General features: G+C 64.5%; 16 protein-coding genes and 1 pseudogene. 13 read left to right on the forward strand and 4 right to left on the reverse strand.

Annotation, left to right across the window (positions count from 1 at the left end; all coding sequences use genetic code 11):
• Positions 1-476 precede the first annotated feature (476 nt).
• Positions 477-1,241, reverse strand: coding sequence for a universal stress protein (locus KTN05_RS15580; RefSeq protein WP_254368273.1), 765 nt, complete (start codon positions 1,239-1,241; stop codon positions 477-479).
• Positions 1,242-1,429: 188 nt separating this feature from the next.
• Between KTN05_RS15580 and KTN05_RS15585 the strand changes: the two genes are divergently transcribed.
• The 4 genes from KTN05_RS15585 (at position 1,430) to KTN05_RS15605 (ending at position 4,584) form a co-directional block, all read left to right on the forward strand.
• Complete coding sequence (locus KTN05_RS15585; RefSeq protein WP_217330310.1) at positions 1,430-1,651, forward strand: acetyl-CoA carboxylase biotin carboxyl carrier protein subunit; 222 nt, start codon at positions 1,430-1,432, stop codon at positions 1,649-1,651.
• 4 nt (positions 1,652-1,655) lie between these two features.
• On the forward strand, positions 1,656-3,035 hold the full coding sequence (locus tag KTN05_RS15590) for an acetyl/propionyl/methylcrotonyl-CoA carboxylase subunit alpha (protein WP_217330311.1): 1,380 nt from the start codon (positions 1,656-1,658) through the stop codon (positions 3,033-3,035).
• A 284-nt stretch (positions 3,036-3,319) separates the two neighbouring features.
• Positions 3,320-3,682: a biotin transporter BioY gene (locus KTN05_RS18750; protein WP_371823393.1), complete on the forward strand. Its 363-nt coding sequence runs from the start codon at positions 3,320-3,322 to the stop codon at positions 3,680-3,682.
• Positions 3,683-3,708: 26 nt separating this feature from the next.
• Complete coding sequence (locus KTN05_RS15605; protein WP_217330314.1) at positions 3,709-4,584, forward strand: TrmB family transcriptional regulator; 876 nt, start codon at positions 3,709-3,711, stop codon at positions 4,582-4,584.
• A 75-nt stretch (positions 4,585-4,659) separates the two neighbouring features.
• Here KTN05_RS15605 and KTN05_RS15610 read toward each other — a convergent pair whose 3' ends face one another.
• The 3 genes from KTN05_RS15610 to KTN05_RS15620 are packed head-to-tail and all read right to left on the reverse strand — an operon-like array spanning position 4,660 to position 9,495.
• Positions 4,660-6,858, reverse strand: a complete 2,199-nt coding sequence (locus KTN05_RS15610) for an acetate--CoA ligase family protein (protein ID WP_217330315.1) — start codon at positions 6,856-6,858, stop codon at positions 4,660-4,662.
• A gap of 11 nt (positions 6,859-6,869) precedes the next feature.
• The gene (locus KTN05_RS15615; RefSeq protein ID WP_217330316.1) at positions 6,870-8,405 is read right to left on the reverse strand and encodes an acyl-CoA carboxylase subunit beta; all 1,536 of its coding nucleotides are present in this window, start codon (positions 8,403-8,405) and stop codon (positions 6,870-6,872) included.
• A 19-nt stretch (positions 8,406-8,424) separates the two neighbouring features.
• Positions 8,425-9,495: a mandelate racemase/muconate lactonizing enzyme family protein gene (locus KTN05_RS15620; RefSeq protein ID WP_217330317.1), complete on the reverse strand. Its 1,071-nt coding sequence runs from the start codon at positions 9,493-9,495 to the stop codon at positions 8,425-8,427.
• 172 nt (positions 9,496-9,667) lie between these two features.
• On the opposite strand from KTN05_RS15620, the gene KTN05_RS15625 reads away from it, so the two are divergent.
• The 9 genes and pseudogenes from KTN05_RS15625 to KTN05_RS15665 all read left to right on the forward strand — a co-directional run bounded on the left by KTN05_RS15625 (position 9,668) and on the right by KTN05_RS15665 (position 19,733).
• The gene (locus KTN05_RS15625) at positions 9,668-10,618 is read left to right on the forward strand and encodes a tripartite tricarboxylate transporter substrate binding protein (protein ID WP_217330318.1); all 951 of its coding nucleotides are present in this window, start codon (positions 9,668-9,670) and stop codon (positions 10,616-10,618) included.
• A complete protein-coding gene (locus tag KTN05_RS15630; protein ID WP_217330319.1) occupies positions 10,618-11,142 on the forward strand; it encodes a tripartite tricarboxylate transporter TctB family protein in 525 nt (174 codons plus the stop codon). The genes KTN05_RS15625 and KTN05_RS15630 overlap by 1 nt, the downstream gene beginning before the upstream one ends.
• A gap of 9 nt (positions 11,143-11,151) precedes the next feature.
• Positions 11,152-12,621, forward strand: a complete 1,470-nt coding sequence (locus KTN05_RS15635; RefSeq protein ID WP_217330320.1) for a tripartite tricarboxylate transporter permease — start codon at positions 11,152-11,154, stop codon at positions 12,619-12,621.
• Positions 12,622-12,636: 15 nt separating this feature from the next.
• Positions 12,637-13,740, forward strand: coding sequence for an AbrB family transcriptional regulator (locus tag KTN05_RS15640; protein WP_217330321.1), 1,104 nt, complete (start codon positions 12,637-12,639; stop codon positions 13,738-13,740).
• 82 nt (positions 13,741-13,822) lie between these two features.
• Complete coding sequence (gene acnA / locus KTN05_RS15645) at positions 13,823-16,477, forward strand: aconitate hydratase AcnA (protein WP_217330322.1); 2,655 nt, start codon at positions 13,823-13,825, stop codon at positions 16,475-16,477.
• Entirely contained in the window at positions 16,474-17,313 is an 840-nt protein-coding gene (locus KTN05_RS15650; protein ID WP_217330323.1) for an alpha/beta fold hydrolase, read from the forward strand. Before acnA ends, KTN05_RS15650 begins: the two co-directional genes overlap by 4 nt.
• Before the next feature lie 16 nt (positions 17,314-17,329).
• A complete protein-coding gene (locus KTN05_RS15655; protein ID WP_371823392.1) occupies positions 17,330-18,334 on the forward strand; it encodes an NAD(P)H-quinone oxidoreductase in 1,005 nt (334 codons plus the stop codon).
• A 536-nt stretch (positions 18,335-18,870) separates the two neighbouring features.
• Positions 18,871-19,389 (forward strand): annotated as a pseudogene (locus KTN05_RS15660) (helix-turn-helix domain-containing protein); the annotation flags it as partial.
• A gap of 143 nt (positions 19,390-19,532) precedes the next feature.
• A complete protein-coding gene (locus tag KTN05_RS15665; protein WP_217330325.1) occupies positions 19,533-19,733 on the forward strand; it encodes a hypothetical protein in 201 nt (66 codons plus the stop codon).
• Positions 19,734-20,150 lie beyond the last annotated feature (417 nt).

Genomic DNA, 20,150 nt, shown 5'->3' on the forward strand with positions numbered 1-20,150 from the left:
GCCGGGAAGCCAGGCGGACAGGCGGGCGGGCAGCGCCATCAGGGACACCTCGAGGGAGCGGGGACGGGACGGATCGCGCAGAAGCGGGCCGCCGCGAGTGGAGAGGCGGGAGGATGGGTGGAGGGGGAGGAGCGCCGCGCCCGGCGGCCAGTCCGGCCCCCGCGGGGACGGCGCCCGCTTGCGGGCGCATGTCGGCCGGGTCGATCCCCGCCACCACCACCGGCTTCTTCATCGCATCGCGGCCGGCCAAGAAACCTGGGCCGTGATGGTCCGCTTCTTCCTGCAAGCGCGGCGGTGAGCGCAGGCGGCCGTCATGAGCCAGGGTAGCAACCACGGTCTTGGCGTGCCGTCCAGGCGAGCGCGTGCCAGAACCGCGCGAAAAGGGGGTGCCAGTCACATGGTCCTACCTCAGCAGAGGCGCCCGATATAGGAACGCTTAATGGAAAGAGGGATCGCTGAGAGTGGCAGCCCCCGTCCTAATGCGACATGAGAACCGGAATGGATACGGAATCGAGGATCTCGCGCGTCACGCCGCCAAACAGGTCTTCGGCGAACTTGCTGTGCTCATAGGCGCCCATGATCAAGAGGCCGGCACCTACCTCGGAGCAGGTTTCGAGAATTGTCCGCGCGATCCCACCGGAACCTGTCGGACGAACGATCGCAGACGCGGGAATGCCGTGACGTCCAAGCAGAGCGACAATATCATCACCCGGCGGCCCAAGGGGCGGCGCATCACCGACGCTAAGAACTGTGACGTGATTCTTCGTGGCGAGGATATGGAGAGCGTCGCCGAGGGCACGGGCAGAGGCACGCTTGCCGTCCCACGCCACCAGCGCCCGCGTGCCGATCTGAGCCACGTTGTGGTTGGGAGGCGCGATGACGACGGGCTTGCCGCTCCGCAGAGCAATCACGTCGGGGCGGACCGCGAAGTGCTCACGCCCGGCGGCCGATGCTCGGTTGCCGATCACGGCTATGTCATAACTGCGCGCGCATGCTGCGAGGCTGAAGTCAACGTTGCTTCTGAACTCAATGAAACTCGAGTAGCGCTCCAGGTCTTCCGCCGCGATCCGTGCATCGAAGGCAGCCCGCACCTCTGACACGATCTCGTTGTCGCGCGAGGCGAGCATGTCCAGGATTTCCCTGCTCATGTAGCGCTGATAGCGATGTTCGAGCGAGCTCGGACCCCGCCACACGATCCCGGTCAAGTGAGCGTCATACTTCTTGGCCATGTGGATCGCCAAGCTCAGTCCGCCCGACCCCTCGGCGTCCCCACTGTAGATAGCGAGAATGCTTTTTAAGGCCACCTTCTTCCTCCCTGTTCATGCAGCGGTAGAGGCGTTCGGCCATCGACCGGAGTTGCTATTGCAACTACTATGATCTGAGCCTATACTGCCGTCAATCGCCAAACCGCCGCTCAGAGGGCCCGCAAATGCCAATCATTGATGTCAAGACTGAAATCACGGGAAATGTCTGGAAAATCGAAGCGGAGGTGGGGCAGTCGCTGAGCGAGGACGATCCCATCATGATTCTCGAATCCATGAAGATGGAGATCCCGGTTGCGTCCCCCGAGGGGGGCACCCTCGTCGAGATTCTGACGGCGGAGGGCGAGGTAGTGACGGAGGGAACTATTGTCGCCCGGATCGAGGTCTGACGCCATGCGGACGCTTCTGGTCGCAAACCGGGGCGAGATTGCTCGTCGCATCTTCCGCTCTGCCAAGGACCTCGGACTACGAACAATAGCCGTCCATTCAGAGGCCGACAGCACCTCAGCCCATGTCAGCGATGCCGACGAGGCGGTACTGATTGGACCGGCGCCGGCACGCGACAGCTATCTGAACGCCGCCCGAATATTGGAGGCAGCCACGGCTACGGGCGCGGACGCCGTGCATCCGGGCTATGGCTTCCTTTCCGAAAACGCGGAATTCGCGGAAGCAGTGGAGGCGGCCGGGCTGACCTGGATCGGTCCTGACGCCGCAACCCTGCGCGCGATGGGCGACAAGCAACGGGCGCGCGAACTGGCCGAGGGCGCAGGCGTGCCAGTGGTGCCCGGCAGCCGGCGCTTTGCAAATGGCGACACCGCAGGGCTCTCGGAGGAGGCACGACGTGTGGGATTTCCGCTGCTCGTCAAGGCCTCGGCCGGAGGCGGTGGAATTGGCATGCGTCGCGTCGATTCGATGGAGACGCTGGACCAGACAGTCGCCGCGACGCAGTCGATGGCAGCAAAGGCGTTTGGCGACGGCACTGTGTTTCTTGAGCGCTTCGTGCCGCGGGCGCGGCATATCGAGATCCAAGTCTTCGGTTTCGGCGATGGAACAACAGTCCATCTGTTCGAGCGGGATTGCTCGCTCCAGCGTCGGTTCCAGAAGGTGATAGAAGAAAGCCCGGCGCCAGGTCTGCCCGATGAAGTGCGGAGCGCAATGGCCCAGGCCGCGCTGTCGCTTTGCCGCGAGACACGCTATCGCGGTGCCGGAACCATAGAGTTCATTGTGGACACCGACAGCTTCGAGTTCTTCTTTCTGGAAATGAACACTCGGATTCAGGTCGAGCACCCGGTTACAGAGATGGTGGTAGACCGCGACCTGATCGCCATGCAGATCGATCTCGCGAGGGGTGAACTGACGGGACTCGATCAGGCGGAGGTCCGATCTGATGGCCACGCGATTGAGTGCCGCCTTTATGCCGAGAACCCCGCCAAGATGTTCATGCCCTCGCCAGGCATCCTCGAAGCGTTTGATCTGCCGGCAGCCACGCCCGAGCTGCGGATCGAGACCGGCTATCGTGCGGGTGACACGGTGACGCCCTATTACGATCCCATGCTGGCGAAGATCATCACCCATGGTCAGGATCGGGAATCGGCCCGCGCAACCATGATCGACGCGCTTGAAGGGACCCGGATCGAGGGCATCCGTACGAACCGCGATTTCCTGATCGCCTGCCTCGAGAGCGAAAACTTCAGGCGGGGCGATGTCTATACGGGGTTCATCGACGAAAACCTGAAGGCACTCACTGCCGAGCGCGTGACCATGGCGGACTAAGCGCATGAACAACCTGCCGAAGGTCATCGCGTTGGCCAGAAGACCGGATTCTCGCACCGAACTGGTGTTACTGGCGGTCGCCGGATCTATCTTCCTGACGCTTTGCGCGCGGATCCATGTGCCGATGTGGCCGGTACCAATGACAATGCAGAGCTTCGGAGCGATAGTCTTGGCGCTGGCCTTTGGCGCGCGCATAGGCACGGCGTTTTCATGGGCACGGCGGCGGTGGGTCTTTATCTTGTGCAGGGCGCGCTGGGGCTGCCAGTCTTCGCAAGCGGCGGCGCATCGAGCAGTTGTTCGGCCCGACGGGCGGCTATCTCGTCGGCTTCCTGGCAACTGCGTGGCTGGTGGGCACACTCGCCGACCGCGGACGGAGTCGAACGGTACCTGCCGCGCTTGCGGCAACGATTGCGGGCGGCGCCCTGGTCTATCTCTGCGGAGGAACCTGGCTTGCTGTGTTGATCGGGGCCGGAAGCGGCTCTGGCTCAGGGCATGCTGCCGTTCCTTCTTGGAGATCTTCTGAAGGTGATCGTAGCGGCGCTCGCGGTTTCGGCGCTTTGGCGGATACCCGGCGTCAGACGCTGAGGTCTGGTTCTTGCGGCAGCCTGCCAGACCGCGTGCGCTGGCAGGTAACGCAGCTAAACTAGGTAGAGTTTTGAATACAGGTGGCAGGATGGTCGGCAAACTCGCGCTTAAGGACGGAGGAATACCCGACGATCTCGTTTCGGACCTACGGCGCCTCGGTTTCACTGATTACGAGGCGCGCATATACATAGAGCTGCTGCGCCAAGGTGAGCCCGAGACTGCTTACGAGCTGTCAAAGCGCACAGGCGTCCCCCGGCCCAATGCTTACAACGCGCTTGAAAGCCTCGCCCAGAAAGGCGCTGTCTTGGCGGTGAGCGAGACACCGGTGCGGTATGCCGCAGCGCCTGCGAAGGACCTGCTCGGCTCTATCGCTCGACAGACCAGCGCGATTTGCGACGATGTGAGCGCAAGGCTCTCGAAGCTGACAGTGACGGAGGATGACCAGCTCGTCTGGTCGTTGACCGGCGAGAGGACCGTCCACGAAAAGATAGACAGGCTGATCGAGAACGCTCACGAGATATTGATGATCAAGGCGCCTGACGACATCCTGGCACGCCACATCGAGAGCCTGACCGCCGCCGGCAAGCGCGGGTTGGAAATGCTGATCGTGGTGTTCGGGCCCGACGCAGAGCGCTTTACCTTCGGGCCAAGGTGCCGGACCTTCATCCACGAAGGAAATGGCGTGCGGATGGGAAGTACCGACAACCTGTTCACGGTCGCGGCCGATCACGAAGAGATGGTCACGGCGCGGTTCTCGGGCGAGGCGCAGGCAGTTCATACCCGCAACAAACCCATCGTGAACATGGCCGAGTCGCTGATCCGCCATGATTATTACATGGCCGAGATCTTCCAGCGGTTCGGCGCCGAGATCGACGAAGCCTTCGGTCCCTATCTGCGCGACCTCCGCCTTGCTTGCTTCACACCTGAGCAGGCCGAATCGTTCCGGCTGAAGACAGGGCTCTGAGTTCAAAAGAGCAGATCCTCGCCCCGCGAAGGACGAGGACCACGCCTGAAGTCCTCCAGAGGGGGCAACCCCCGGTCACGCCCGTCTGCGACGCCTCCCGAGGGAGGCGAACCGCTGCTCCAGACGGCCAACCACGGCAAGGGCTTGCGCCATAGCCGGGATCTCGTCGAAGATCGGCAGGTCGATCGCGGCAGCGCGCGCGCGATAGACGCGGCGGGTTTCGTCCAGTTCCGGCGAACCGTCACTGCGCATCGCGAGCGCCATATGCGAGGTGCCTGGGTGCTTGCGGGCGGCTTCCTCGATCATCGAGAAAAGATTCCCGATCGGATCAACCGTGCCGCGACCGACAAATGCGGCGAGATTGAGGTGGATCGCCACCGCATCCGGCCGCGCGTGCCGGAGGACGGTATCGAGTATCTCCCCCGCGATGAGGCCGTCCTTTTCCTGCAGCGTGCGGACCGGCGTGTCCACCGGGTTGAGCACGCTGGTGCCGGGCGGCAGGCCCATCGCTTCAAGGCGAGCGAGGGCTTCGCCCACGAAGGGCTGCACGACGAGCTCGTGATCGGCGAAGGCATCGGTTCCGAGAACGCTTGCCCCGCCGCCATTTCCGAAAAGAACGACAGATCGTGTCGGCTTTTCAGGTCGGAGGGTGAAGTGCTGAAGTGCAAGAAGTGCGTCGATAAAGGCATCGACCGAGGAGACGAGGGCGACCGGCAGCTGGGTGGCCATTGCCTCCCAGGCGCGGTTGTCGCCGGCAAGGGCCCCGGTGTGCGAAGCCGCCGCCATCCGCCCAAGGGCGGTGCGCCCGCCCTTAAGAATGACCACCGGCTTCGGCGCCGGATGATGGCGCAGAAGTTCGAAGAAGGCGCGACCCTCGCGGACGTCCTCGATGTAAAGACCGACCGCCCGGGTCTCAGGGTCGTCGAAATAGTATTCGACCAGCTCGTGCGGCTTGACGTCGGCGCTGTTGCCCATCGTAACAAGACCGCTGAAGCGCAGGCCACGCCACTGACCGCGCTTGATGATGTCAGTGCTGAGCCCGCCGGATTGCGAGACGATGCCGATCCGTCCGAGTTCCTTTGGTGCATCGGCGGGGAAGGTGAGTCCGCCGCGCGGGGAATAGGTTCCGAGGCAGTTCGGGCCGATCACGCGCGTGCCGGCCGCGCGCGCCTTCTCGACGAGTTCGCGCTCCAGCTCGCGGCCTTCGGCGACTTCGCCGAAGCCCGATGAGATCACCTGGGCAATACGGCATCGACCGCGGCCCGCCGCGAGCGCATCCGGGATGCGCTGCGCGCCGATGGCAACATAGGCGTAGTCCACGGGTTCCGGCGTCTCGCCCAGAGACGGATAGGCTGGCAAGCCCTCGATCTCGGCCGCCTGCGGGTGAATCGGATAGATCGAACCCTCGAAGCCGAAGGCCTTGAGCCGCCGGATGAAGGTGTTGGCGATCTGCACGTCCTTGGTCGAGGCGCCAAGCACGGCGACGGTCTTCGGCTCGAACAGCGGCCGGAAAGTGTCCAGCGCGGGAGGCGCGGCAGACCTGGCTTCAGTCCGGGATCTGTCGTTCGCGGCCAGGATGAAGCGGGCATCCACAGCGACCGCACCTTCGGGCGAAACGATGACCGGATTGAGATCCGCTTCCGCGATTTGCCCGGCAAAGCGGACGAGGAGGCCGTCCTCACCCCCGAGAGCGAGCATCGCATCGACAAGCGCCTCCTCGTTCACAGGCAGCTCGCCCCGCGCCCCTCTGAGGAGCGCGACCCCCTTCAGTTCATCCAGCATGGCGCGGGCGTCGTCGCGGCTGATGGGGCAGATGCGGAAGGACACGTCGCGCAGCAGTTCAACGAAGATGCCGCCGAGGCCGACCATGATCATCGGCCCGAATTCGGCGTCGTCCAGTCCGCCCAACACCACTTCGCGCCCTTGGGGAACCATCTCCTCAACCAGCCATCCCTCAACCGTGGCGGCAGCGATCGCGGGCTTTCCTGCCATGTCACGGATCGCTGCCGCCACGGCCTCGCCGTCATTGAGGCGGAGAACGACACCGCCCGCATCGGATTTGTGCAGGATATCAGGCGAGATCACCTTCACCACGAACGGTCCCTGCATCTCGCGGGTGGCGAGGGCGCCGGCCTCGGCGTCAGCGACCACCTTAGAGCGCGGGGTGCGGATGCCAACGGCGGCGAGGAGTGCCTTGCCAGCAGCTTCGTCCAAGGCGGCACGTCCATCGTTGCGGGCGCGGGCGACGATTCCTTCGGGCGTGGTATCGAGCATCGGGTTCTCCATCAGTAGCTTGTCGGCCAGGTGCGCATCAGGTGCTGGCCAATACCGCCAGTGCGCCGCTGCTGGTGAATGTCGAGGATGCGGATCAGGCTCTCGCGGGTTTCCTGCGGCTTGATTACGTCGTGAGCCGAGAAGATCGTGGCCATGTCCCAGATCTCCAGATCCTTCTGGATTTCGGCGAGAGCCTCCTCGAAACCCTCGTCACCGGGCGCGCGGTTGTGGACGATGTTGGTGGCGAAGACTGGGTCCATGAACGAGACCTCCGCCGTCGGCCAGGCGATCATCGTGTCGTTGTGCGCGCCGCCGCCCATCGCGACATAGGCGCGGCCATAGGCCTTGCGGCAGATTACCGTAACCTGCGGCACCGTCGTCAGGCAGGTCGCGTTCATGAAGTTCATGATGTGGCCAGGCGCGCCGCGACGCTCGGCATCGGTGCCGACCACGAAGCCGGGCGTATCCATCAGCCGCACGATCGGGATGTTGAAGCTGTCGCAGAGGACTGTGAAATCGATGATCTTGCGGCAGGCCTCGGCCGAGAGCGCGCCGCCGCCGACCTGGGGGTTGTTGGCGACGACGCCGACGACCTTGCCGTCGAGACGGGCGAGCGCCACGACCGCAGACTTGCCGAAGCGCGGCTTCAGTTCGAAGATGGACCCGGTGTCGAAGATCACCTCAATGATCTTCTTCATGTTGTAGACCCGCGTGCGCGTCTCGGGGAGAATGTCGAGGATGCGTTCCTGGTCCTCACCGGAGCCTTCGGTGACGGCGGCCGTCGGGGACAGCGCGCCATTGTGGCTCGGCATGTAGGAGAGGAACCGGCGGATGGCTTCCATCGCCTCGGCGTCGGTATCGACGAAGTGGTCGATGAGTCCTGTCTGCTCCGCATGGAGGCGCCAGCCGCCGAGCTCCTCCATGTCGACCTTCTCGCCAATCGCCATCGAGACGAGGCGTGGGCTCGACACCGACATGATTGAACCCTTCTTCATCACTGCAAAGTCCGCGCAGCAGCACATCCAGGCTGAGGAGCCGAAGGACGTGTCGAGGGCGGCTGCGACCCAGGGCGTGTCCCGCATGCGGCGGAACTGGGTGGTGTCGTTGCCGAGCATCGTGCCCATGCCGCGCGAGCCCATTGCGTCGGGAAGCCGGGCACCGGTCGATTCGCCGATATGTACGAAAGGGAGACCCTTCTCGGTGCAGGTCTTGCGGATATAGCCCATTTTCTTGGAGTTGGTGGCACCTGTAGAGGCGCCCATGGTGGTGAAATCGTTCACCACCACGCCGACATCGCGGCCGTCGATTTTCCCGAAACCCGTGATCTTGCCATCGCGGGGGCTCTTCTCGGCAGTCTGGGCCGAGAAGGCCGAGCGCCCGAGGAGCCCGGTCTCGTAGAAGCTGCCTTCGTCGATGAGGGCTTCGAGACGCTCCTTGGCATTCAACTGGCCACGTTCACGGCGGCGGTCGAGCTTTTCTTCCCCACCCATTGAACGGGCGGCCTCGCGGCGGCGGTCGAGCTCGGTAAGAATCGCTTCATGAGGCATGGGTCAGTCTCCCTGAATCTCAGCTGTAGGTGACGTGCTCGGCGGTCAGCCGCTCAACCGCCGCGCGGTCGAGCCGGGGCCGCTCGGTGTCCAGATGGATGGCTCCGTCAACGAAGCGGAGCGGTTCGGTAAAGAGGCGGTCGCGCGGCTTGAGGAAACCGTTGAATTCGCCTGCATTGCGGATGGTGCTGCGGGCCACGCAGGCTTCAAGCCAGGAATGGACCTCGCTGCCGAGTCCATCGCCGAGCACGGGCTCCATGCCATTCGTACGCACTGCTTCGAGCCCCTCGTGCAGCAGATCGAGAGAGACGAATCGCTTGAGCTTGAGCTTGCAGAAGCCAACGCCCGGAATGGTTCCGGCGCGTTCGATGTCAGCAAGCGTCGAGATCGGCTCGTCGAGCATGAGCGGCACCGGCGAAACCGCGGCGACGGCGGCATTGGCATCCCAGTCCTCCGCGTCGCAGGGCTGCTCGAAAAGCTCTATGCCGGCGGGGTCGAGCCCGCGAGCGAAGCGGATTGCTTCCTCGCGCGAGAAACCACGATTGGCGTCAAGACGGAGTGTGGCCTGACCGGAGGCGGCGTCCTGTATGACCCGCACGCGGGCGAGATCGGCCTCGACGTTCTTGCCGACCTTGACCTTGAAGGTGAGGAAGCCGGCCTCGATGCCTGCCTCGATCTCGGCTGTGATGGCATCTGCTTCGCTTGCGTTCACCGGCGCTAGCTGGGGCAGCACCACGGGGCCGTCCGCCGAGAGCAAGGGGTGATCGTCGAGCACCTCGATCGCTGTCACGAGGCTTGTCGCCGCAACCTTGGAGAGATGGGCAACTTCAAGCACGGCGGACTTCGCCTCGCCCGTTCCACGGCCGACCGCGTCGCGCGCCTGAGCGGTCAGGAAGGCCCATCCGCCCTCGCGGGTTTCGGCGCTGGAGCCCGGCGAGACATGGCCATCGCCAAAGCCGATCCGCCCCTCCGAATCCTCGATTTCGACCAGAAAAGGCTCGAACGCCTCGAAGGTGCGGTAGGACAGTCGATAGGGACGAAGCAACGGCAGATGAAGCCGTCGTACCGTGACTTTCGCGATCTTCGTCATCGCTTGCGCTCCCCTATCTTTCCTTCTGGCACACGCTTTCACGAGCGGCGCAGATTAGTTGTTGTGTTAGCTACCACTCATATCTATCGTCTTACATGTCAGCCCCGGCTTGGCAAGTCCAGACCAGCAGTACAGCAGGGGAGGGCATGGAGGAGAACCGGGAGGAATCAATATGCTAAGCACACGTTTTGTGGTGCTGACCGCGCTTGGCGCGGCCGCGCTCGCGCTGCCTGCGGCGGCCCAGGATTGGCCGAACGGCGACATTCGCTACATCCTTCACGTCGAGCCGGGCGGCGCGACAGACGTGATGGCCAGACGCATGGCCGACGGGCTTCAGCGGGATCTCGGCGTGAACGTCGTGGTGGAGAACCGTGCCGGCGGCAGCGGTGCCCGACAGGTGGCGCAGATGCAGCGCGCCCGGCCCGACGGGCAGACAATCGGCTCCGTTACCGCTTCGCATCTCGGGATGTTCCAGCAGACTGGCCAGTTCGACATGGACTCCGTCGAGTGGGCCTGCGGCCTGGTCCTCGACCCCTATCTGATTGCAGTTCGCACCGACAGCAGCCTCGAAAGCCTCGGGGATCTCGTCTCGGCCGCAAAGGAAAATCCGGGCAGTCTGTCAGTCGCCGGCTTTGGAGAGAGTTCGGGCGGGGAGGTTGCCTGGATGATGTTCATGGAGGCGGCGGGGCTCGAAGACGATTCGATCAACTGGGTGCCCTACAACAGCGTGGGTGACGGCGTGGTGGCCACGCTGGGCGGTCACAACCAGATCGTCATCGCTTATCCGGGCCTCGTACGGCAGCATGTCGAGGCCGGGACCCTGCGTGTGCTCGGGGTCATGGCGGACGAGCGGCTGGACATGCTGCCTGATTCCCCTACCTATGCCGAGGCAGGCTTCGACGTGAATACCAGCTGGCAGCAATTCCGCGGCGTGATCATGCCGCCGGAGACCCCGATCGAGGTTCAGACCACCGTCTGCAATGCCGTGGAAAAGGTGCTGGAGACCCCGGCGTTGCAACAGTACATCGCGGATTCCGAGCTCGTGCCGGGCTTCATGCCGCCCGAAGAGTTCCGCGCCTTTGTGGAGGCCCAGAACGAGCTCACGACCCAGTGGGCGCAGTGATGAGTCGCAAGGCGCGACCCGATGTCACCGAGCCCGGGCGTGAGAGGCCCGGGCAGCCCGCCTCAGCCCCGTTCGTAGCGCGGCTCGGGGTCCCCGCTAATGTCTACGACCTGATCATCTTCGCTGGCCTTGCCGTGGTAGGTGTCGCCTTCGTCGTCGGCGGGCTCGGGCTCGAGGACGATCCACGCAGGACCATAGATCCGGGAACGGTGCCGGCGATTGCCGGCGGCCTCCTCGTGGTTCTCTCGGGGATCGGCGCGGTGCAGGCTATCAGGAATCGCGGCTGCGCGTCCGATATGGAGGTGGCCCGTCCTTTCCAGGTCTTCCTTGCCATGGCATTGGTTCTGACCTTCCCGCCTGCGATCGACTTCTTCGGCTACTACACCACGGCAATCGTCTGGGTTCCGGCCTTCATCTGGGCCGCGGGCGCCCGGAACTGGGCCTCCTACCTAGTCGCGCTGGTCTTGGTGCTCGCGCTCGCTCGCTTCGTGTTCGAGATGCTTCTCGGCACGCCATTGCCATAGGTTCATGCCATGATCGAGAATATTCTCAACGGGTTCGCACTTATATTCACCATGAGCGGCCTTATCGGCATCGGGACGGGCATCCTCGTCGGCTATGTGGTCGGGGCCATGCCGGGCCTGACCTCATCAATCGGCATGGCGCTTCTCATTCCGTTCACCTTCGGGATGGACCCGATTGCGGCCATCGTGATGCTGGTCACGATCTACATGGCCTCCGACTATGGCGGCGCCATTCCCGCGATCCTTGTGAACGCTCCGGGTCAGCCCGCTTCCGCTGTGACTGCCTTCGACGGCTTCGCGATGACCCAGCGGGGCGAAGCCGGCAAGGCGCTGAACATTTCGATCATGGCGTCCACTGTGGGAGCGCTGATCAGCATCGTCTTCCTCGTTGCCACGGCGCAGGCAATGGCATCGGCGGCGCTGGCCTTCGGACCTGCCGAGTATTTTGCGCTTGCCTTGCTCGGCCTCAGTCTGATCGCCGTGCTCGGCACCAGTTCCACGCTGAAATCGCTGGTGGGGCTCGTGTTCGGTTTGGCGATCATAACTATCGGCATCGATCCGATCAGCGGCGCCACGCGGTTTGTGTTTCATTTTACGCTGATCGACGGAATCCCGTTTCTTCCTGCCCTGATCGGACTCTTCGCGCTGTCTGAGGTGTTCCTGATGATCGAAGAGGGTAATCGGAAGCCGGTCCAGACAAGAACCAAATCGGCGCTCGACATGTCGTTGCGGCATATATGGCCCTTTCGAATGACGATTCTGCGCTCCTCGGTCATCGGCTATTTTGTCGGCGTCATTCCGGGCGCCGGCGCTACGATCGCTTCGCTGATCAGCTATGGTATCTCCAAGCGGCTCTCATCCACGAGCGAAAGCTACGGAAAGGGCAACCCGGAGGGAGTCGCAGCCGCGGAATCCGCGAACAATGCGTCGGTCTCCGGCGCACTCGCTCCCCTGCTCTCGCTGGGAATTCCCGGCTCGGCAAGCGCGGCAGTGCTGATCGGCGGCCTGACCATTCAGGGCCTGCAGCCGGGACCCATGCTGTTCGCCAACAATCCCGAGGTGCCTTACTCGATCTTCGCTGCCCTGCTCGTGGGCTTGCCGGTGATGGTGGTGATCGGCTTTCTGGGGGTCCCGCTCTGGGTACGCATGACACAGGTGCCGCGGCCGATCGTGGCGACGCTCGTCACGAGCATCGCGATGCTTGGCGCCTATGCGTCGGCGAACAGTTCCTTCGAGATGCTGGTGACGGCGGTCTTCGGCGTGATCGGTTATCTGTTGCGCAAGGCCGATATCCACCCGGCGCCGATCGTACTGGCGCTGGTTCTGGGCGAGATGATGGAGGCCAACCTGCGCCGCGCACTGATCACCGGCAACGAGAGCATTACCTATCTGCTCACCAAACCGATCACCGCCGTGCTGCTGCTGATGGCGGCGATCATTCTGCTATCTCCCTTCTTTTCCCGGAAGCCTGCGACGTGAGCGGAGGCAGAGGCCATGCAGGCAGTACGCCTCGTCGTTTCGGCGGCGGTCGCTACCATTTGCGGTTGGGCAGCGGCACGCCTCGGCCTGCCGCTCGCCTGGCTGATCGGGGCGGCGCTTGCGTCAACGGCCATCAGCCTCTCGACCGGAACGCTTTCTGTCCCGCGCGGCCTCTACCGCACCGGACAGATCGTGGTCGGGGTCTCGGTCGGTCTCACCGTGACCGCCGCTGTATTCGAGCGGATCGGCCCGCATATGGCCCTGGTGCCGCTGCTCGCCGGAATCTCCATCCTTCTCGGACGGCTCATGGTGCCGCTTCTGGTGCGGGCAAGCGGGCTGGATCGCCGCACGGCTTACTTCTCATTGGTGCCCGCGGGCATTTCCGAGATGGCGGACCTCGCCCAGACCAAGGGCGCAGACAGCGGTGCAGTGGCAACGCTGCACGCCGCCCGCGTGTTCATCGTGGTCCTGATCCTGCCGTTCATCATCTACAGGATCGGGGACCCAGCCTTCGATGCCGCTCGCGCGCCCGGCGCGTGGGATGGCGCGTTCGCGCTGGCACTCGCGACGGGCCTTCTTTGCGGGATCGTCGGCAATCGGCTCGGATTGCCGAGCGCCTTTGTCGTGGGGCCGATGATCGGGGTGGCGACGCTTTCAGCGTCCGGGGTGCTGGCCGCGCGAGAGCCGGCAGCGCTCCTCGCTGGGGCGCAGGTCCTACTTGGCCTCAGTCTCGGCACGCGTTTCCGTCGCGAAACGGTAGGGCGCCTGCCACGCGCCTTGATCGCCGGATCCGTGGTGCTGATCCTGAACGGCGTCATTATGGCGATTGTGGGTTTGGCCTTAGCCGCAGCACTCGATCTCGACCCGGCGTTGATGTTACTGGCCTCCGCAACCGGCGGCACAGCGGAGATGGTGCTGACCGCGCAGGTGGTAGCCGCAGATGCGGCCCTCGTTGCAGTCTATCAGGTGGCGCGCGGACTTGGCGGCAACCTTCTCGCGCTACCCATCTATGCGCTCACGATGAGGCGGGTCCGCGCCGATCCCTCCATTGCCGCCGCCCGCGCGGGCGGCGGCAATGGAGGGGCGAAACGGCATGACCGCCGAACTCGCAATGAATGAGCGCGTCACGGGCGTTCTTGCCCTTCTCTGAGCGGTGACAGACATGCATCCCAATGCGCGCATCTCGAACAATCGCCGCCAGATGAGGCATCACGTCTCGACGGCCTCCTGTGCCAATCCGGATCTTCTGCGTCCCGCCGCGCCGGGCCTGCCATCCTGCCTCGACTTCGACGCGGCAGGGATCCCTTGTATCGAGGAGCAGCCGCGCTCGCTGCGCGTCCTCGCCGAAGACATCCTCTATCGCCTGCCGCTCGACCAGGCCCGCACGCAGATCGAGGCGCTGATTACCCGCGATTCAGCGACCCCGATCACGTTCGCGCCACAACGCGCGCTGCTGCAGGATTTCATGGGTGTGCCGCTGATTGCCGACATGGCCTCGATGCGCGACGCGGTGGCGGGGACAGCGGCTGAGACGAGGGGCAACTCGGCCTGGCCAGACGCCGCCATTCCTGTCGATTTCGTGGTCGATCATTCGCTCACCGTGTTCTTCTCGGGCAATTCCGAAGCGCTTGCGCTGAACCGCAGGTTAGAGATGGAGCGCAACCGCGAACGGTTCCAGTTCATCAAGTGGTGCGACCGCGCCTTCGGCAACATGCGGGTAATCCCGCCGGGACGCGGGATCATGCACCAGGTCAACCTGGAGTGGCTGAGCCATGTCGTGGCCCTGCACGGACCCGGCGCCGGTATCGCGCGACCCGACACCATGATCGGCACTGACAGCCACACAACCATGGTTAACGCCCTTGGCATCCTCGGCTGGGGGGTAGGCGGGATCGAGGCCGAGATGGCAATCCTTGGCGTGCCGTTGGTCTTTGCGCCGCCGCTTGTCGTCGGCGTCCGCCTGGCAGGGGCGCTACCGCGCGGCAGCAACGCGACCGACCTCGTCCTGCACATGACTGAGTTCCTGCGCGGGGTGGGTGTAGTCGGCGCCTTCGTGGAGTTCCATGGCGAGGGGGTCGCCGATCTCAGCCTCGCAGACCGGGCTACCATTGCCAATATGGCGCCCGAATACGGCGCCACCTGCGCTTGGTTCCCGATCGACCGAATGACCGTCGAATATCTGCGGATGACCGGGCGCGACGAGGGCCATCTTCGCTTGGTCGAGGCAGTGGCACGGGCGCAGGGGCTTTGGCAGGATCCGGGTGTCAGCCCGCACCTCTCCTTCGACGAGGAGCATGTGTTCGATCTGGGCACCGTCGAGCCCTCGATGTCGGGACCTGTGAGGCCCGAGGAGCGGCTGTCCCTCGCGGCTGTGCCACCCTCGTTCGCCAGGCGCCTTGCCGAGCTGCGCGGGCCGGGCCCATCGCCCGGAATCGGCGATGGGCCGGATCACGGCGCGGTCGTGATTGCCGCGATCACCAGCTGCACCAACACCTCGAACCCGGAAATCATGATGGCGGCGGGGCTCCTCGCCCGGAACGCCGTCGATGCGGGGCTGCGGACGAAACCGTGGGTCAAGACCTCCCTCGCGCCCGGATCGCGCGCGGTTACCGACTATCTCGCCGCAGCGGGCCTGATGGAGGCGCTTGACACCCTCGGCTTCAATCTCGTCGGCTATGGATGTGGAACATGCAACGGCAACTCCGGGCCGCTCGGGCCGGAGGTGACGCGAGCCATCGAAGAGCGCGATCTGTGCACGGTCGCCGTTTTGTCAGGCAACCGCAACTTTGAGGGCCGGATCCATCCGCTGATCGCCGGCGCCTATCTTGCCTCTCCGCCCCTGGTGGTCGCGGCTGCGCTCGCGGGGACGGTCTCGCTCGATCTTGGTGCCGCGCCGCTCGGCACCGGCGCCGACGGGCGGCCCGTTCATCTGGCCGACATCTGGCCGGAGCCGGAGGAGATAGCCGACCATGTCCGCCGCTTCGTCAATGCCGAAGGATACCGGCGATCCTATGCCGGGGGCATGGGGACGACCGAGGAATGGGAGGCACTCGACGCGCCCGGCGGGCTGCGATTCCCCTGGGACGAAAAGAGCCTGTTCATTCGCCCGTCCCCCTTTCCCGGACTTGGTCCGGCACTCGATCTGGCGAAGCCGCTGAGGAATGCGCGGGTGCTGCTGCTCCTTGGCGATTCGATTACTACGGACCACATCTCGCCCAATGGTGCGATACGCCCCGACAGCCCGGCGGGCCGGGCGCTGATCGCCGCGGGGGCCGATCCGGGGCGACTCGGGAATTACGGCGCCCGGCGCGGTAACTCCGACATCTGTCATCGGGGCATGTTCGATAACCCGCTGCTTCAGAACGAACTCGTTTCCGGCCAGCGGGGCAATCTCGCTTTGGTCCCTGCCGGCGGGGTGGCGAGCGTATTCGAGGCGGCCGAAGCCTATGCCACGACCGGCACGCCGCTGGTGATCGTCGCCGGGCGGAACTATGGCGCCGGCTCCTCGCGCGATTGGGCTGCGAAGGGGCTGCGCCTTCTGGGGGTGAAGGCGGTGATCGCGGAAAGCTTCGAGCGTATCCACCGCTCCAATCTCGTTGGCATGGGAGTGCTGCCGATCGTGCTGACCGAGGGAACGACCCGTCACGACTTCACCCTTGAGCATGGCGATCTGATCGACATCGAGCTGCCCGAGGGGCTGGCTGTGCGCGCGCCGGTAAGGCTCGATCTGCGCCGAAACGGAGGCCACGACGCCCGTTTCAACGCCAGCCTGGATGTTATGGCGGACGCCGAACTCGAGATGATCCGGCAGGGCGGTATTCTGCCTGCCCTGCTTGCCCGGGCCGGCGGGGCATGAAGGCGCTGCACGAGACGGGCATCGAACGCTGGGAGATTGCGTCCGGGTGCGGCCGCGTCGTGTGGCATCTCGCTGGAAGCGGGCCGCCGCTTCTGCTCGTCCATGGCGGGGGCGGGTCCTGGATGCACTGGCTTCGCGCGATCCCCGAGCTTGAACGTGATCATCAACTGCTGATGCCTGATCTGCCAGGCTTCGGCGAATCTGATCCCCCGCCCGGCCCGCCGGATCCAGTCGTGCTGGCAAGGATCGTTCGGGAGGCGGTCGACCAACTCGTGCCGTCCGGGGCGCGGCTGGTGATCGTCGGCTTCTCGTTCGGCGGGCTGGTCTCGGGCCTAATCGCCGAAGGCATGGCGGATCGTGTCGCCCGTCTGGTTCTCGTCGGCACCAGCGGGCTCGGCCTCCCGGGTTCGCTCCGCCTGCCGCTACGAAGATGGCGCGACCTGGCCGAGGCAGAGCGCGAAGCGGCTCATCGCCACAACCTCGCAACCCTGATGATTTGTGACACCCAGATGATCGACGAAAAGACGGTCGCAATCCAAGCCGCCAATGCGGAGGCCGCGCGCTTCAACAGCCGGCCGTTCTCGGCCAGGCCCCTTCTGCGTGACAGCCTTCACCGGGGAAAGCTGCCTCTTGGTGCTATCTGGGGAGAGAAGGATGCGATCGCCATCGACGACATGAAGGAGCGCATTGCGATCCTGCGGGCAGCCGATCCCGCCTGTCCGGTAGCCATCATCCCGCGCGCCGGCCACTGGGTCGCGCACGAGCGCCCGGCCGCGTTTGCGTCCGCGCTCCGGGCCATGGCGACAACTGAAGGTGCAGGCATGCGCCGCAATTGAAAAGGAACTTCAAACAATGATGTCCGAACCCATCCAGGAAATGACGGTGATCGAGATGCGCGCCCCGGGAGGTCCCGAGGTGCTCGTGTCCGGGCGCCGCCCGGTACCTGAGCCGCAGGCGGGCGAGGTCCTCATTCGCGTCATCGCCGCCGGGGTCAATGGCCCTGACCTCGTCCAGCGCCGGGGGCACTATCCGCCGCCGAAGGGCGCCTCCGATCTTCTCGGCCTCGAAGTGTCCGGCGAGGTGATCGCCATCGGTGCCGCTGTGCGGCGATGGAAGCCCGGCGACCGGGTCGTTGCCCTGACCAACGGGGGCGCTTACGCTGAGTATGTCACGGTCGATGCCGAGCACTGTCTGCCGCTGCCCGAGGGTGTAGACGAGATCGACGCTGCGGGCTTGCCAGAAACCTACTTCACGGTCTGGAGCAACATCTTCCTGCCGGGGCCGATCCCCGAAGGGGGGCTACTGCTCGTTCATGGCGGCGCGGGAGGAATCGGTTCTACTGCAATCCAGCTTGGTGCGGCGTTGGGAATGAGGGTGTTCGCCACCGCCGGATCGGACGACGATTGTGATTTCTGCCGCGAGATTGGTGCGGAGCGGGCAATCAACTTTCAAAGCGAGGATTTCGTCGAGATCGTGCGCGAGGCAGGGGGCGCCGACATCATCCTGGACATTGTCGGAGGCGACTATATCGCCAAGAACATCAAGGCGGCGCGTCACGATGGGCGCATCGTCCACATTGCCTTCAATAAGGGTTCGAAGGTCGAGATCGACCTGATGCCAATGATGCTGAAGCGGCTGACCCTTACGGGCTCGACGCTGCGCTCGCGCAGTCCGGAGTTCAAGGCACGGGTCGCCCGCGAACTGGAAGAGAGGATCTGGCCGCTGTTTGCAGAAGGCAAGCTCCGCACGATGACGCATGAGATCCTGCCGCTCGAGCGTGCGGCCGACGCCCATGCCATGCTGGAGGCAGCCCGGCACCGCGGGAAAGTTCTGCTGCGTCCTGGCTCGGCGGAGTAGACAGAAGTACATCTGGCGTCAGCCGGATGAACGTAAGCGGACCATGTCGTCGTGCTGTTCGTGATCGGGATCGGCGATGGCCTAAAGGAACTCATCGTAGCCCGGGGCATCGTCGATGTTCTCGATTGGGCAGGCCCCAGTGGCTTTTGGCCAGCCTCAACGGTCACGCCCGGAGTGGCCTTGTGGAGCCCTGCGTTCTCTGTCGCGAAATGGTGGTGGAACGACCGAACTCGTCTGAGTGTTGGGGGTCTGCCCTGCTAATACATCGCCGATGCAGCATGAAGTCCTCGGACGCCACCGCCTTTATCTCGAAGGCAGAGATTGCCCGCGCGGGCAGGTGTCGAATGGTCCCGCCGGGTTCTCGCCCGAACCGGCAGTTGCTACCGTGCTGGTCAGTGAGGCGCGATGAAAACGCCACGTGCATTACATAAGACGGATTATTGAAGTAGAGTTCATAGCAAAGCTAAAATGTCACCGCTGAGCAAAGCAGGAATGTCACTCTCCCCCGGTTGAAGCACGATCCTCGGGGGACGGACATGGGATGGCTGGTGATGAGCGAGCGCGAGTTGAACCGGATCGAGGTGCTGTCGGAAGTGGAGTCCGGCCGGTTGCGGGCCGAGGACGCCGCGGGACTGCTCGGTCTGACACGGCGGCAGGTGTTTCGGCTGCTGGCGCGGTTTCGGACTGATGGCCCGGCTGGCCTGGTTCACAGGGCGCGCGGACGTGCACCGAACAACGCGCTGCCTGCCGCCCATCAGGTCTCCGAGTTGCATGACATCCACATCTCACACGAGACCTTGCGCAAATGGATGATTGCCGACGGATTGTGGCTGTCGCGCAAGCACCGGCGGGTGCTGCACCAGCCGCGGCTGCAGTGCGAAGCCCTGGGTGAGTTGGTCCAGATCGACGGCTCGGAGCACCGCTGGTTCGAGGATCGTGGTCCGGCCTGCACGTTGCTCGTGTTCATTGACGATGCGACCGGCCGGCTCATGCACTCCGGTTTGGTCACCTCCGAGAGCAACTTCAGCTATTTCAATGCGCTGGAGGGTTACCTTGGGCAAGGCCTCGCTTCTCGCGCTGGCGGCACCTTGGCCGACGTCCGCGGCCCACGCTGCTGATCGACGGGGCGAGGATTGCGGCGTGATCGAGGGGGGCCGCGGCCTTCGAGATCGCCGGAGAGCTTCGCGCGCACCTCAACATGCTGATCGTGCGCAAGGTCGGGGTTCCGGGCGTTGCGCCGCTGGAAACCACCGGCCGCACCGACCTTGTCGATGACGGCATTGCCACCGGCGGGGCCGTCCGGGCCGCCCTTCAGCGGCTGGCACAGGTGCGGCCCGCCCTATCCAGCGACGTTCGGAACTGGGCCCGGGGCCGACAAGACATCGCGCCGCGCTCGTAACGGCGGCTGACCAGCTGGAAGAACAGATGCGCGGCGTCAGGCTCGAGCGGCTCTAGAGTCGCCCGATCAGTCGCTGAACGATGTCCATTCGCTCATGCAGGACTGCAAGAATGACAGGCCGGTCTGCGTCGAGCCAAGCAATTAAAGCATTTCGGTTGAACCCTGAATCGCTTTGGGTTCCGTCGCGGTGCTGATCGTGATTCCCTTCCGTTTGGGAGGACGGATCATGTCGGCACCATTGCCATCGGCACTTCGCGTTCGGTTCCAGCGCTACATCGAGGAGGGTCTGAGCGGTCGGGCGGCGGCGTTGCGGCTGAAGCTTTCGCCAGCGACCGGAGCGCGTTGGGCACGGGCAGTCAGGACGAAAGGACATGCCGAACCATTGCCCCAGGGACGCCCCAGAGGACATGGCAAGCT

Source organism: Paracoccus sp. Z118 (genome assembly GCF_019061185.1).
Taxonomy (GTDB): domain Bacteria; phylum Pseudomonadota; class Alphaproteobacteria; order Rhodobacterales; family Rhodobacteraceae; genus Paracoccus.

Excerpts from the sequence above, each read along its gene's own strand:
- KTN05_RS15585 (WP_217330310.1), top strand. The coding sequence starts at position 1,430 with ATGCCAATCATTGATGTCAAGACTGAAATCACGGGAAATGTCTGGAAA.
- KTN05_RS15590 (WP_217330311.1), top strand. The coding sequence starts at position 1,656 with ATGCGGACGCTTCTGGTCGCAAACCGGGGCGAGATTGCTCGTCGCATC.
- KTN05_RS15605 (WP_217330314.1), top strand. The coding sequence starts at position 3,709 with ATGGTCGGCAAACTCGCGCTTAAGGACGGAGGAATACCCGACGATCTC.
- KTN05_RS15610 (WP_217330315.1), bottom strand. The coding sequence starts at position 6,858 with ATGCTCGATACCACGCCCGAAGGAATCGTCGCCCGCGCCCGCAACGAT.
- KTN05_RS15615 (WP_217330316.1), bottom strand. The coding sequence starts at position 8,405 with ATGCCTCATGAAGCGATTCTTACCGAGCTCGACCGCCGCCGCGAGGCC.
- KTN05_RS15620 (WP_217330317.1), bottom strand. The coding sequence starts at position 9,495 with ATGACGAAGATCGCGAAAGTCACGGTACGACGGCTTCATCTGCCGTTG.
- KTN05_RS15625 (WP_217330318.1), top strand. The coding sequence starts at position 9,668 with ATGCTAAGCACACGTTTTGTGGTGCTGACCGCGCTTGGCGCGGCCGCG.
- KTN05_RS15630 (WP_217330319.1), top strand. The coding sequence starts at position 10,618 with ATGAGTCGCAAGGCGCGACCCGATGTCACCGAGCCCGGGCGTGAGAGG.
- KTN05_RS15635 (WP_217330320.1), top strand. The coding sequence starts at position 11,152 with ATGATCGAGAATATTCTCAACGGGTTCGCACTTATATTCACCATGAGC.
- KTN05_RS15640 (WP_217330321.1), top strand. The coding sequence starts at position 12,637 with ATGCAGGCAGTACGCCTCGTCGTTTCGGCGGCGGTCGCTACCATTTGC.
- acnA (WP_217330322.1), top strand. The coding sequence starts at position 13,823 with ATGAGGCATCACGTCTCGACGGCCTCCTGTGCCAATCCGGATCTTCTG.
- KTN05_RS15650 (WP_217330323.1), top strand. The coding sequence starts at position 16,474 with ATGAAGGCGCTGCACGAGACGGGCATCGAACGCTGGGAGATTGCGTCC.
- KTN05_RS15655 (WP_371823392.1), top strand. The coding sequence starts at position 17,330 with ATGATGTCCGAACCCATCCAGGAAATGACGGTGATCGAGATGCGCGCC.
- KTN05_RS15665 (WP_217330325.1), top strand. The coding sequence starts at position 19,533 with ATGCTGATCGTGCGCAAGGTCGGGGTTCCGGGCGTTGCGCCGCTGGAA.